The organism is Neopararhizobium haloflavum, assembly GCF_002750855.1.
Classification (GTDB): Bacteria; Pseudomonadota; Alphaproteobacteria; order Rhizobiales; family Rhizobiaceae; genus Georhizobium; species Georhizobium haloflavum.
This window is the reverse complement of the sequence record NZ_NWUC01000006.1, coordinates 206,674-219,722: the sequence shown is the minus strand read 5'-3', so window position 1 is coordinate 219,722 and position 13,049 is coordinate 206,674. Positions and strand designations below refer to the sequence as shown.

At 62.8% G+C, this 13,049-nt stretch carries 14 protein-coding genes and 1 tRNA gene; 10 read left to right on the top strand and 5 right to left on the bottom strand.

Features of this window, described 5'->3' with window-relative positions; translation table 11 throughout:
* Positions 1–101 precede the first annotated feature (101 nt).
* Entirely contained in the window at positions 102–1,808 is a 1,707-nt protein-coding gene (gene rpsA, locus CN673_RS14535) for a 30S ribosomal protein S1 (protein ID WP_099867083.1), read from the top strand.
* 76 nt (positions 1,809–1,884) lie between these two features.
* Here the strand turns inward: rpsA and CN673_RS14530 are convergent, their stop codons facing one another.
* Positions 1,885–2,301, bottom strand: a complete 417-nt coding sequence (locus tag CN673_RS14530; RefSeq protein ID WP_099867082.1) for a MerR family transcriptional regulator — start codon at positions 2,299–2,301, stop codon at positions 1,885–1,887.
* Between the two features lie 73 nt (positions 2,302–2,374).
* Here CN673_RS14530 and CN673_RS14525 point away from each other — a divergent pair, with 73 nt between their 5' ends.
* Positions 2,375–3,022, top strand: coding sequence for a cation efflux transmembrane domain-containing protein (locus tag CN673_RS14525; RefSeq protein ID WP_099867081.1), 648 nt, complete (start codon positions 2,375–2,377; stop codon positions 3,020–3,022).
* On the opposite strand, the gene CN673_RS14520 is transcribed toward CN673_RS14525, so the two are convergent.
* From CN673_RS14520 to CN673_RS14515, 3 genes are all read right to left on the bottom strand, one after another.
* Positions 3,013–3,639 (bottom strand): ribonuclease D, encoded by a 627-nt coding sequence (locus CN673_RS14520; RefSeq protein WP_099867080.1) that lies wholly within the window; start codon positions 3,637–3,639, stop codon positions 3,013–3,015. The genes CN673_RS14525 and CN673_RS14520 overlap by 10 nt on opposite strands.
* 151 nt (positions 3,640–3,790) lie before the next feature.
* On the bottom strand, positions 3,791–3,913 hold the full coding sequence (locus CN673_RS21465) for a hypothetical protein (protein ID WP_280951187.1): 123 nt from the start codon (positions 3,911–3,913) through the stop codon (positions 3,791–3,793).
* A 183-nt stretch (positions 3,914–4,096) separates the two neighbouring features.
* Positions 4,097–4,183, bottom strand: a tRNA-Leu gene (locus CN673_RS14515).
* A gap of 374 nt (positions 4,184–4,557) precedes the next feature.
* Here CN673_RS14515 and CN673_RS14510 point away from each other — a divergent pair.
* From CN673_RS14510 to CN673_RS14475, 8 genes are all read left to right on the top strand, one after another.
* On the top strand, positions 4,558–5,844 hold the full coding sequence (locus CN673_RS14510; protein ID WP_099867079.1) for a polyhydroxyalkanoate depolymerase: 1,287 nt from the start codon (positions 4,558–4,560) through the stop codon (positions 5,842–5,844).
* A 156-nt stretch (positions 5,845–6,000) separates the two neighbouring features.
* A complete protein-coding gene (locus CN673_RS14505) occupies positions 6,001–6,453 on the top strand; it encodes a DUF2852 domain-containing protein (protein ID WP_099867078.1) in 453 nt (150 codons plus the stop codon).
* A gap of 152 nt (positions 6,454–6,605) precedes the next feature.
* On the top strand, positions 6,606–7,367 hold the full coding sequence (locus tag CN673_RS14500; protein ID WP_099867077.1) for a M48 family metallopeptidase: 762 nt from the start codon (positions 6,606–6,608) through the stop codon (positions 7,365–7,367).
* 57 nt (positions 7,368–7,424) lie between these two features.
* On the top strand, positions 7,425–8,105 hold the full coding sequence (locus CN673_RS14495; protein WP_099867076.1) for a phosphoribosylanthranilate isomerase: 681 nt from the start codon (positions 7,425–7,427) through the stop codon (positions 8,103–8,105).
* Positions 8,102–9,322, top strand: a complete 1,221-nt coding sequence (trpB, locus tag CN673_RS14490; protein WP_099867075.1) for a tryptophan synthase subunit beta — start codon at positions 8,102–8,104, stop codon at positions 9,320–9,322. Before CN673_RS14495 ends, trpB begins: the two co-directional genes overlap by 4 nt.
* A 2-nt stretch (positions 9,323–9,324) precedes the next feature.
* The gene (gene trpA / locus CN673_RS14485) at positions 9,325–10,164 is read left to right on the top strand and encodes a tryptophan synthase subunit alpha (protein WP_099867074.1); all 840 of its coding nucleotides are present in this window, start codon (positions 9,325–9,327) and stop codon (positions 10,162–10,164) included.
* A gap of 43 nt (positions 10,165–10,207) precedes the next feature.
* Complete coding sequence (gene accD / locus CN673_RS14480; RefSeq protein ID WP_099867073.1) at positions 10,208–11,215, top strand: acetyl-CoA carboxylase, carboxyltransferase subunit beta; 1,008 nt, start codon at positions 10,208–10,210, stop codon at positions 11,213–11,215.
* Positions 11,216–11,300: 85 nt separating this feature from the next.
* Positions 11,301–12,647, top strand: a complete 1,347-nt coding sequence (locus tag CN673_RS14475) for a bifunctional folylpolyglutamate synthase/dihydrofolate synthase (RefSeq protein ID WP_099867201.1) — start codon at positions 11,301–11,303, stop codon at positions 12,645–12,647.
* Between the two features lie 77 nt (positions 12,648–12,724).
* Here the strand turns inward: CN673_RS14475 and trxA are convergent, their stop codons facing one another.
* Complete coding sequence (gene trxA / locus CN673_RS14470) at positions 12,725–13,048, bottom strand: thioredoxin (RefSeq protein WP_099867072.1); 324 nt, start codon at positions 13,046–13,048, stop codon at positions 12,725–12,727.
* Position 13,049 lies beyond the last annotated feature (1 nt).

Sequence of the window (13,049 nt, the reverse complement as noted above, 5' to 3'; positions counted from 1 at the left end):
CAAGAGGCGACCTCGATCGGTCGAGGAACGAACGCAACAAACAACCACCGGCGCCGCCCCGACCGTCGACATCGATCCGGTCCGGGCATCCAGGAGCACTTATGTCAGTTACCAATCCCACGCGGGAGGACTTCGCAGCCCTCCTCGAAGAATCCTTTAGCGGAAACGATATCGCCGAAGGTTACGTCGCTAAGGGCAAAGTCACGGCGATCGAAAAGGACATGGCCATCATCGACGTCGGCCTGAAGGTCGAAGGCCGCGTCCCGCTGAAGGAATTCGGCGCCAAGGGCCGCGACGGCCAGATGAACGTTGGCGACGAAGTCGAGGTTTATGTCGAGCGTATCGAGAACGCACTCGGCGAAGCGGTCCTGTCGCGCGAAAAGGCGCGCCGCGAGGAGAGCTGGGTCAAGCTCGAAGCCAAATTCGAAGCCGGAGAGCGCGTCGAAGGCGTGATCTTCAACCAGGTCAAGGGCGGCTTCACGGTCGACCTCGACGGCGCCGTGGCCTTCCTGCCGCGCAGCCAGGTGGACATCCGTCCGATCCGCGACGTCACGCCGCTGATGCACAACCCGCAGCCCTTCGAAATCCTCAAGATGGACAAGCGCCGCGGCAACATCGTCGTTTCGCGCCGCACGGTTCTTGAAGAGTCGCGTGCCGAGCAGCGTTCGGAAATCGTCCAGAACCTCGAAGAGGGTCAGGTCGTTGAAGGCGTCGTCAAGAACATCACCGACTACGGTGCGTTCGTCGACCTCGGCGGCATCGACGGTCTCCTGCACGTCACCGACATGGCATGGCGCCGCGTCAACCATCCGACGGAAATCCTGTCGATCGGCCAGACCGTCAAGGTCCAGATCATCCGCATCAACCAGGAAACCCACCGCATCTCGCTGGGCATGAAGCAGCTGGAAGCGGATCCGTGGGACGGCATCGGCACCAAGTACCCGACCGGCAAGCGCATCACGGGTACCGTCACGAACATCACCGACTACGGTGCGTTCGTCGAGCTGGAGCCGGGCATCGAAGGCCTGATCCACGTTTCGGAAATGTCCTGGACGAAGAAGAACGTCCATCCTGGCAAGATCCTGTCGACAACCCAGGAAGTCGACGTGGTCGTTCTGGAAGTCGACCCGCAGAAGCGCCGCATCTCGCTTGGTCTCAAGCAGACGCTGGAAAATCCGTGGGAAGTCTTCGCCCAGAAGCATCCGGTCGGCTCCGTCGTCGAAGGCGAGGTCAAGAACAAGACCGAATTCGGCCTGTTCATCGGTCTCGACGGCGATGTCGACGGCATGGTGCACCTGTCCGACCTCGACTGGACGCGTCCGGGCGAGCAGGTCATTGAGGAGTTCAACAAGGGCGACGTTGTCCAGGCACAGGTTCTGGACGTCGATGTCGACAAGGAGCGCATCTCGCTCGGCATCAAGCAGCTTGGCAAGGATGCCGTCGGCGATGCGATGGCTTCGGGCGAACTGCGCAAGAATGCCGTCGTCACAGCCGAAGTCACCGCCGTCAACGATGGTGGCCTCGAAGTCAAGCTGGTGGATCACGAAGACGTCTCGTCCTTCATCCGCCGGTCCGATCTTGCGCGGGACCGCGACGAGCAGCGCCCCGAGCGTTTCTCGGTCGGCCAGAAGATCGACGCCCGCGTGACGAACTTCTCCAAGAAGGACCGCAAGGTCACGCTTTCGATCAAGGCGCTGGAAATCGCCGAAGAGAAGGAAGCCGTGGCACAGTTCGGATCGTCCGATTCGGGCGCTTCGCTCGGCGACATTCTCGGCGCCGCGCTGAAGAAGCAGGGCGAAGACAAGTAAGCCGACTTACGGCTTCGCAAGAATTGGGGCCCGCGGGAGCATTTCCGCGGGCCCTTTTTCTTGAACGGCAATGCTCTCAGTCGTGATCACTCGCGCACAGATCGTGGTCGGCGATCGAGCGCAGCACATAGCAATCGCCGACGGTGTGTCCGCCGCCGCATCCGCTCATCCGGTCCAGCTCCCTCTCCAGACGCTTAAGCCTGGCGATCCGCGCACGCACCGCCGCGAGCTGCTCTGCCACGATGGCATCGGCGCGGCCGCAGGGGCGTTCTGGATGGTGGCTGAGCTCGATGAGATCTCGGATCGCCTCCAGCGACAGGCCAAGGTCGCGGCCGTGGCGGATGAAGGAGAGGCGGTCCAGTGTGTCCGGCTCGTAACGCCGCTGGTTGCCTTCGGAACGATGCGGCGGATCGATGAGACCGATCTGCTCGTAGTAGCGGATGGTCGGCACCTTGACGGCTGTGCGCTTTGCCAATTCCCCGATGGAGAACATGAACTCACCTCTTGAACCTCTAGTCACTAGAGCAATTAGGTAGGGCGCATCAGGGATGCAAGGGATCAGACCGATGAGCGCAGGATGCGGCCACGACCACGGAACATTCGACGGGGTTTCGGAGACATACAGGAAGCGGCTCTGGATGGTCATCGCGATCAATGCGGTGATGTTCGCGGTCGAGATGGCAGCGGGGCAGATGGCCGGCTCCCAGGCGCTCAAGGCCGATGCGCTCGACTTTTTCGCCGATGCGGCGACCTACGGGATCTCGCTGGCGGTCATCGGGGCGAGCCTGCGCACACGATCGACCGCCGCGCTCGTCAAGGGCTACAGTCTGCTTGTAATGGGTCTTTGGGTCTTCGGCTCGACGATCTACCGTGTCTTCGTGACAGGCGTGCCGGAAGCCCCGGTCATGGGCATCATCGGCTTTCTGGCGCTGCTCGCCAATCTCGCCAGCGTCCTCCTCCTGATGTCCTACAAGGATGGCGACGCCAATGTGCGCTCCGTCTGGCTTTGCTCGCGCAACGACGCCATCGGCAACGTCGCCGTGATGCTCGCCGCAGCGGGCGTCTGGGGTACGGCGACGGCCTGGCCGGACCTGATCGTCGCGGCGATCATGGCCGGCCTTTTCCTGACGTCGTCATTTCAGATCGTCGGCCAGGCGATGGCGGAGCGCAAGAGCACCGCACAGTCCAAGGCGCGGCCCATCGATCAGCTGTGAGCGAAAATGTCGATCTCGTCCCAGCCGATGAGATCGAGCTTGGCGCGGGTCGGCAGGAACTCGAAACATGCCTCGGCAAGGCTCGCGCGCCCCTCGCGCTCCAGCCGCTCCGTCAGGCGCGCCTTCAGCGCGTGCAGATGCAGAACGTCCGAGGCGGCATATTCGAGCTGGGCGTCGGTAAGCGTCTCGGCCGCCCAGTCCGACGACTGCTGCTGCTTGGAGATGTCGATCTCCAGCAGCTCCTTCAGATTGTCCTTCAGGCCGTGCCGGTCGGTATAGGTCCGCGTCAGCCGAGAGGCGATCTTGGTGCAGAACACCGGCGCGCAGGTGACGCCGAAAGCATGGTAGAGCACCGCGATGTCGAAACGCCCGAAGTGGAAGATCTTCGGCAGGGCCGGATTGGCGAGTAGCGCCACCAGGTTGGGCGCATCGCGCTGGCCGGCCGCGATCTGGATAACGTCGGCCGATCCATCGCCCGGCGAAAGCTGCACCACACAAAGCCGGTCACGGCGCGGGACGAGACCCAGCGTTTCCGTGTCGATCGCGATTTCGCCAGCATAGCGTGCCGCGTCGTCCGCCGCGATGTCGCCCTTGTGCAGCCTGATCTTACCCGCCATCGATCGCCTCTTCGTCAGTGTTGGATGGGGCCGGCTATAGCGGCCCGGAGCGCGCGAGGCAAACCGGCCGCGGGCCTGACTGTCGGCGCTGGACAAGAAAAAGCCCGCCGATCGTGGATCGGGCGGGCTTTGGACAGGTCACCGCAAAGTCTCAATCCGCTTCGACTTCGCCATTTTCCTCAACTTCGACTTCCCCCGCGTCGTCACCGCAAGCGGCAAGGGTAAGCGGCGCCGCCAGCGCCAGAACAAGTGCCAGAATTCGTGTGATCGTCATGATCGCGTCTCCCAAGTTGACGCGGGGAAACGACGGGAGCCGAAAAAGGTTGCGAGGACAAGCGGCCAGATCGAGCGCATCGCGCCTGGCCACTGAACCGAGACTGGCAGCTTACCGGCAGCGCTTGTCACGCGATATGTGCGGGAGTGGAAGCAGGGCCACCATGGGGCCTTTAAATGCGATTGGTGCCCAGAAGAGGACTCGAACCTCCACACCCTTGCGAGTACCAGCACCTGAAGCTGGCGCGTCTACCAATTCCGCCATCTGGGCAACGGGTGCCGATTTAAGGGGCATGCCCGGCCCTGTCAACGGCCTTTCTTTGTGGATTGCGCGGACTTTTTCGCGCTGCAACGGCCGGGCGTGTGATGGCCTATGGACGATTTCCTCACAGGATTCATGCCTTTGGCTTATTCTAAAGTGCTAGGTGGCTTTGTTGCAGGGCAGCAAAACCGTGTTAACGTCGTTACAGTGAAATCGCTGTCACAATAACTACACATGATTCGGGGTCAGCGGTGAATTCCGACGGTGCGCCGGGGCGGCGTGCCTGGGGCTGGGCAGGAGCGGCATGCGGCGATTTGCGCCGCGACCGGAAAGAGCCTGAGAATTCCCCTCATCCCGAGTCCCGTTGAAAGGGCTCTCGCGGAATGTTCTACCAGCTCTATGAAATGAGCCATGCGGCCATGGCGCCATGGCGCGCCGGCGCGGACATGATGCGCCTTGCCTATCGCAATCCGCTGAACCCGGTTTCGCAGACGCCATTCGGCCGAGCGATGGCCGGTGGCCTCGAAGTGTTCGAACGCACGACGCGACGCTACGGCAAGCCGGAATTCGGGCTCAACGAAACGACGCTGGACAGCGGCGCGGTGTCGGTTCACGAAAAGACCGTGTGGTCGCGCCCGTTCTGCAACCTGATCCATTTCGAACGATCGCTGCCGGCGAACCACCGCCAAGACCCGAAGATCCTGATCGTCGCACCGATGTCCGGCCACTACGCAACGCTGCTGCGTGGAACGGTTGAGGCGCTGCTGCCCAAGGCGGAGGTCTACATCACCGACTGGATCGACGCGCGCATGGTGCCGGTGACGGCCGGCCGCTTCGATCTCGACGACTACATCGACTACGTCATCTCGATGCTGCACAAGCTCGGGCCGGACACTCATGTGATGGCCGTCTGCCAGCCTTCGGTGCCGGTGCTGGCAGCTGTGGCGATCATGGAGGCACGCGGCGACGCGATGGCGCCCTCGACCATGACGCTGATGGGCGGGCCGATCGATACCCGCGAGAACCCGACCGCGGTCAACGAACTCGCCCAGGACAAGCCGCTTTCCTGGTTCGAAGACAACGTCGTCATGCAGGTGCCATTTCCCCATCCAGGCTTCACGCGCGACGTTTATCCCGGCTTTCTGCAGCTGTCGGGGTTCATGTCGATGAACCTCGACAAGCACATGATCGCGCACAAGGAGTTCTTCTGGCACATGGTGGAGAACGACGGTGATTCCGCCGAGAAGCACCGCGAATTCTACGACGAATACCTGGCGGTGATGGACCTGACGGCGGAATTCTATCTGCAGACCGTCGACACGGTGTTCATCCAGCACGCGCTACCGAAAGGCGAGATGATGCATCGCGAGCAACCCGTGGATACGACGGCGATCCGCAATGTCGCCCTGCTGACGATTGAAGGTGAAAACGACGACATTTCCGGGCTCGGCCAGACGAAAGCCGCGCACAAGATCTGCCCGAATATCCCCGAGGACAAAAGGCATCACTACATGCAGCCGCGCGTCGGCCATTACGGGGTCTTCAACGGATCGCGCTATCGCTCCGAGATCGCGCCGCGGATTCTGGACTTCATCGCAACGCACAGCCAGGCAGGCAGGAAGGCGGCCGGACCGGTGCGCAAGGTGATCCGGGGCGGAAAGTCCGCCTGAGCATTCAACTATCAAGTAACGCGCCAATTCCCGCGTGAGATTCCAATGCATTAGCAGAATCGCGGGCGGGTGTTCTTGAACCGCCTTATTTCTCTACCCAACTCGATGTTAAGGGACGGCAAGGTGCCGACCTTTTCACGACGAGGGTTTGAGCTGATGACGACTTCCCATGTACATGCCGCCCGGTCATGCAAGCCGGCCATCCGCCCGGATTGGACGCCGGCGACGATCGGCCTCATGGTTCTCGGCTTCATCGTATTCTGGCCGCTGGGCCTGGCGATGCTCGCCTACATCATCTGGGGTGACCGGCTTCCCGTTCTGAAACGCGATCTCAACCGCGCCACCGACTCCGTCTTTTCCAGCGTGCGCGGCGGTGCCAGCCAATCCATGCGCGCGCGCACTGGAAACGTTGCCTTTGATGACTGGCGCGAGGCGGAACTTGCACGCCTCGAAGCGGAGCGGGCCCGGCTGGAAGAAATGCGGGACGAATTCGAGGACTATGCGCGCGAATTGCGGCGTGCCAAGGACAAGGAAGAATTCGACCGCTTCATGGCCAATCGCAAGCCACGCGACAGCAACCGCGACGGCCCGACGATTGACGCGGAGTAATCAAGTCCACGGCGTATCGGCTTAAGCTTCCCCTGCCCCATCCGATAACATGCCGTATCCGCGTCGGCGGCGCCTCACCCACACGAGGCGCCGCCATTTTTGTGTGCCAAGTTCACACGACAGGTCAACCGCGAATCTGATATCTCGACACGATGCTTAGCCGCCTGCTGACACGCAACAAGACTGCAGCCCGGACCGCTCGCCAGCAGCGGCGCGACGTGATGGTGGCCGGCCGCGCCCTGCCGCTGGTGGTTTCGGAAAATCCGCGTTGCCGGCGGCTGACCTTGCGGATCGAGCCCGGCGGGCGGGGACTCAAGATGACAGTGCCACGCGGTCTTCCCACCGAGGAGATCGACCGGTTCCTTGAACGCCAGCAGGGCTGGCTCCTGACACGGCTCGCACGCTTTCCAGCATCCGGCACTCTCGCCGAGGGCGGCAGCATTTCTCTGCGCGGTGTGCCGCATCGAATCCGGCGGACCGGCGAGGCGCGCGGCCTGACGCGCGCGGTGCTTGACGAGGGCGAGGCCGTTCTCGAAGTGGGCGGGGCGCCGGAGCATCTTTCGCGCCGCGTGCGCGATTTCCTCAAGCGTGAAGCAAAGGCCGATCTGGAAGCCGCCGTTAAACGCCATTGTCGTGCGCTCGGCCGCAAAGCGCTTTCGATCGCGCTGAAGGACACGCGCTCGCGCTGGGGCTCGTGCACCGTCGATGGGGCGCTGTCCTTTTCATGGCGCATCGTGATGGCGCCGCCCGACGTTCTGGACTATCTCGCCGCCCACGAGGTCGCGCATCTCAAGGAAATGAACCACGGCCCGCGCTTCTGGGCGCTGTGTGCCGAGCTCTGCCCGCAGATGGACGAGGCGAAGTCCTGGCTCAAGCGGCATGGCACGCTGCTGCACGCCGTGGACTTCAGTTGAGATGCGGCGATTGACCGGCGTCTCGACTTCGCCGGGATTTCATGGCACCTGAGCGCCATGATACCGGATATCAAAATCTGCGGCCTTTCGACGGAAGAGGCGGTCGACGCTGCGATCGACGGCGGCGCCAGCCATATCGGCTTCATTTTCTTCGATAAAAGCCCGCGTCACGTCGCGCTGGAGACGGCGGAACGCCTGTCGATGTCGGCGCGCGGGCGCGCGAGGCGGGTCGCGGTCAGCGTCAATGCGGATGACCGCGCGCTCGACGCGATCGTCAAGCGGGTTGCGCCCGACATGCTGCAGCTTCACGGGGGGGAGACGCCGCAGCGCGTGGCCGCCGTGAAAGAGCGATACGGGCTGCCTGTGATGAAGGCGCTGGCGATCCGCGAGGCAAGCGATCTCGCCCTCATGGAGCCCTATCGCGGCGTTGCCGATCGTTTTCTCTTCGATGCAAAGGCGCCGGCGGGATCCGCCCTTCCCGGCGGCAACGGGATCGCTTTCGACTGGACCGTGCTCGGCGCGCTTGACGACGCTGTGGATTACATGCTTTCCGGAGGCCTGAACGCAGGCAATATCGCCGAAGCGCTCAGGCAAACCTCAGCGCGCGGCATCGATGTCTCTTCGGGCGTGGAGCGTGCGCCTGGCGTGAAGGATATCGGCCTGATCCGCGATTTCCTCGCCAAGGTCCATGCTCTCGACCCGCAACACCAGCCCGCCCCCGCAAGGAGTGCCTCGTGAATCAGCCGCTCAAGCCCAATTCGTTTCGCGCCGGTCCCGATGAGGAAGGCCGCTTCGGCAAGTTCGGTGGCCGTTTCGTCGCCGAGACGTTGATGCCGCTGATCCTCGATCTCCAGGAGCAGTGGAACAAGGCGAAGTCCGACGATGCGTTCAAGGCCGAGCTCGAGGCGCTCAACACCCATTATACCGGCCGGCCGAGCCCGCTTTATTTCGCCGAAAGGCTGACCAGCGAACTCGGCGGCGCGAAAATCTACTTCAAGCGCGACGAGCTGAACCATACGGGCAGCCACAAGATCAACAATTGCCTCGGCCAGATCCTGCTGGCCAAGCGGATGGGCAAGACGCGGATCATCGCCGAAACCGGAGCGGGCCAGCATGGCGTCGCCGCGGCGACGGTCGCGGCACGCTTCGACCTGCCTTGCGTCGTCTATATGGGTGCAACGGATGTCGAGCGGCAGGCACCGAACGTCTTCCGCATGAAGCTGCTGGGCGCCGAGGTGAAGCCTGTGACTTCGGGGCAGGGCACGCTGAAAGATGCGATGAACGAAGCGCTGCGCGACTGGGTGACCAACGTCGAGAGCACCTACTACCTGATCGGCACGGCGGCCGGGCCGCACCCCTACCCCGAGATGGTTCGCGACTTCCAGTCCGTCATTGGCCGCGAAGCCCGCGAGCAGATCATGGAGCGCGAAGGGCGCTTGCCCGATCTTCTCGTGGCAGCCGTTGGCGGCGGATCGAACGCGATCGGCTTGTTTCACCCGTTCCTGGACGATGAGGATGTCGGGATCGTTGGCGTCGAGGCCGGGGGCAAAGGGCTCGATACGGACGAGCATTGTGCCTCCCTGACGGCGGGCTCGCCCGGTGTTCTGCACGGCAACCGCACCTATCTGCTGCAGGACGCGGACGGACAGATCGAGGATGGTCATTCCATCTCGGCCGGGCTCGACTATCCCGGCATCGGTCCGGAGCATTCCTGGCTGAAGGATTCCGGCCGGGTCGACTATGTTCCGATCACCGACAGGGAAGCTCTGGATGCATTCAAGTTGCTGACCAAGCTGGAAGGGATCATTCCGGCGCTGGAGCCAGCGCATGCGCTGGCCGAAGTGATCAAGCGCGCCCCTGCCATGGACAAGGACCAGATCATCGTGATGAACCTGTGCGGCCGCGGCGACAAGGATGTCTTTACCGCCGCCAAGGCGCTTGGCGTGGAGCTTTGATCATGACGAAGCGTATGGAGCAGCGGTTCGCGGATCTGAAATCCGAAGGCCGGCCGGCCCTAGTCACCTATTTCATGGGCGGTGATCCGGATTATTCGACCTCGCTCGGCATCATGAAGGCGCTGCCGCGCGCTGGCGCCGACGTGATCGAGCTCGGCATGCCGTTTTCGGACCCGATGGCCGACGGGCCGGCGATCCAGATGGCCGGCCGACGGGCGCTCAAGGGTGGGCAGACGCTTGCCCGCACGCTCGATCTAGCCAAGGACTTCCGAAAGGAGGATCAGACGACGCCGATCGTCATGATGGGCTATTACAATCCGATCTATGTCTATGGTGTCGACCGGTTCCTCAGCGACGCACTGGAAGCCGGCATCGACGGCCTCATCGTCGTCGACCTGCCACCGGAGATGGATGAGGAACTGTGCCTGCCCGCGCTTGCAAAAGGCATCAACTTCATTCGCCTGGCGACGCCGACGACGGACGACAAGCGTCTGCCGACCGTGCTGAAGAACACGTCCGGGTTCGTCTATTACGTCTCAATGACAGGAATCACGGGCTCGGCGCTGCCCGATCCGTCCCGCGTGGCCGGAGCCGTTGAGCGCATCAAGGGTCACACCAACCTGCCGGTCTGCGTCGGCTTCGGCGTGAAGACGGCTGAACATGCGCGGTTGATCGGGGCGGCGGCGGATGGGGTCGTGGTCGGCACGGCCATCGTCAACCAGATCGCGAACACACTGGACAGCGAAGGCCGCGCGACGGCCGATACAGTCGAAAGCGTCGCCACCATGGTGCAGGGGCTGGCCAGCGGCGCCCGCGCCGCACGGCTCGACGCGGCCGAATAGAACCCCCATATGCGGGGATCGGGAACGATCAGGAGCTTTCGCCTTGAACTGGATCACCAACTACGTTCGTCCGAAGATCAATTCGATGTTCGGCCGTCGGGAAGTCGCCGAGAACCTCTGGATCAAATGTCCCGAAACCGGCGAGATGGTCTTTCACAAGGATCTGGAAGACAATCAGTGGGTTATCCCGACATCGGGATATCACATGAAGATTTCGGCCAAGAGCCGTCTTTCCTACTTCTTCGATGAGGGTGATTACACGGCTCTTCCGCAGCCGAAGGTCCAGCAGGATCCGCTGAAATTCCGCGACACGAAGAAATATGTCGACCGGCTGCGCGAACACCGCAACAAGACCGAACTCGAAGACGCCGTTCTTGCCGGCATCGGAAAGGTCGGCGGCGTGCCGGTGGTCGCCTGTGTGCATGATTTCAGTTTCATCGCCGGGTCGCTGGGCATTGCGGCGGGCGAAGCCATCATCGCGGCCTTCGAGGCCGCCGTGGAACGGAACTGCCCACTCGTCATGTTTCCGGCGTCCGGCGGCGCGCGCATGCAGGAGGGTATCCTCTCGCTGATGCAATTGCCGCGCACGACCGTAGCGGTGGAGATGCTGAAGGAAGCGGGCCTTCCCTATATCGTCGTTTTGACAAACCCGACGACAGGCGGCGTGTCCGCTTCCTACGCCATGCTGGGCGACATCCACCTTGCCGAACCGGGAGCCGAGATCGGTTTTGCCGGGCGCCGCGTCATTGAGCAGACCATCCGACAGCAGCTGCCGGAGGGTTTTCAGACGGCGGAGTACCTGCTGGAACACGGCATGGTCGACATGGTCGTCAATCGCAAGGATATTCCCGAAACCGTGGCACGGCTTTTGCGCATCCTGATGAAGGAACCGGCGCTGGAGACGTCCGATGCCAAGCTTGCGCTGAACGGCGCGAAGCCGAACGGCGAAGATCCAGACGCCGTCGTCGCGGCGATCATCGAGGATGCCATAGACGAAGCACCGGACGATGACACGGCGAACACGAGCGAACGGTCGCCGACGGCCCATTGACGCCGAGCGCTCTCGCAGAGTTAATCGCAATGGCTTGGCCGACCGCGGCCTGGCCAAGCAGCCACGATCGACGGGATACGGCACGATGGCAACGACCGGGACGAAAAGCGCCGCTGCCGCCGAAATAGACAAGCTTCTGGCACTGCATCCCAAAGGCTTCGACCTGTCGCTCGATCGCATCCGCCGGCTATTGCAGCGCCTCGGTGATCCGCAGGACCGGCTCCCGCCCGTCATCCACGTTGCCGGCACGAATGGCAAAGGCTCCGCCTCGGCGTTCTGCCGGGCGATCCTCGAAGCTGCGGGACTTGCGGTGCATGTCCACACCTCGCCGCATCTTGTCGATTGGCATGAACGCTATCGGATCGGACAAACGGGCCGCCCCGGCGCGCTGGTCGACGATGAGACACTGGCCGATGCCATCCGGCGCGTCGCGGCCGCGAACGCGAACGAGACCATCACTGTCTTCGAGCTGCTGACGGCCGTCACCTTCGTCCTTTTTTCCGAGCATCCCGCCGATGCCGCGATCATTGAAGTCGGGCTCGGAGGCCGATTCGACGCGACGAACGTCATGACGCGCCCCGCCGCCTGCCTGATCATGCCGATATCGCTCGACCATCAGGCCTATCTCGGCGATCGCGTCGAGCTGATCGCGGCGGAAAAGGCCGGCATCATCAAGCATGATGTTCCGGTCGTAATCGGGCACCAGCCCGAGGACGCCGCGCTCGACGCCATCATCGCCATCGCCGATCGCATGCGCGTGCCACTGACGATATACGGTCAGGATTTCTCGGCACATGAAGAGCATGGACGCCTGGTCTATCAGGACGAGTTCGGCCTTCTGGACCTTCCGCTGCCTCGTCTTCCGGGGCGCCATCAGCATGCCAACGCTGCGTCGGCAATCCGAGTGGTCAAGGCGGCCGGCTTCCTCTTGACCGACGGCGCCGTCGAGGCCGGCATTCGCGATGCGGCATGGCCCGGACGCATGCAACGGGTGAGCGATGGCGCCTTGATGTCGCTGGTTCCGGAGGGAACCGAAATCTGGCTGGACGGTGGCCACAATCCAGGCGCCGGGCAGGTCATTGCCGAAGCGTTCGCAAATCTTGAGGAGCGCGACCCGCGGCCGCTGCATCTCGTGACCGGCATGATCTCGACCAAGGATCCCGTCGGCTATTTTCACGCATTCGCCGGTCTGGCGCGGCACGTCTACGCAGTGCCGATCGAAGGGTCGGATGCCGGGATCGACCCGCTGGTTCTGGCCGATGACGCCATTGATGCCGGCCTTAACGCCGAGCCCATGGCGAGCGTCACCGAAGCTCTGACAATGATCGTCGCGCGGATGACGGCGAGCGAACGGCCGCCTCGAATTCTCATTTGCGGGTCGCTCTATCTGGTGGGGGACGTCCTGGCGCTCAATGGCACGCCTCCGTCATAAGGCCTCCAGCAAGAATGCAAAAAGGGCCCGGATCGAGCGATCCGGGCCCTTTTGTCTGTAAGGTTTCGGCCGCGGCTTTAGGACACAGCGCCGGATATCCAGGATGAAAGCGCGGTCTTGGGAGACGCGCCAACCTTGATATCGGCCACTTCACCGCCCTTGAACATCGCAAGCGTCGGGATCGAGCGTACACCGTACTGCGCGGCGATGTCCGGATTCTCATCGATGTTGACCTTGGCCACCTTTACCTTGCCAGCCAACTCGTTCGAAATCTCTTCGAGGCTGGGCGCGATCATCTTGCAAGGGCCGCACCATTCAGCCCAGAAATCCACGACGACCGGCTCGGCGCTCTCCAGCACTTCGCTCGTGAAGTTGTTATTGTCGACCTTGACGGTGGCCATT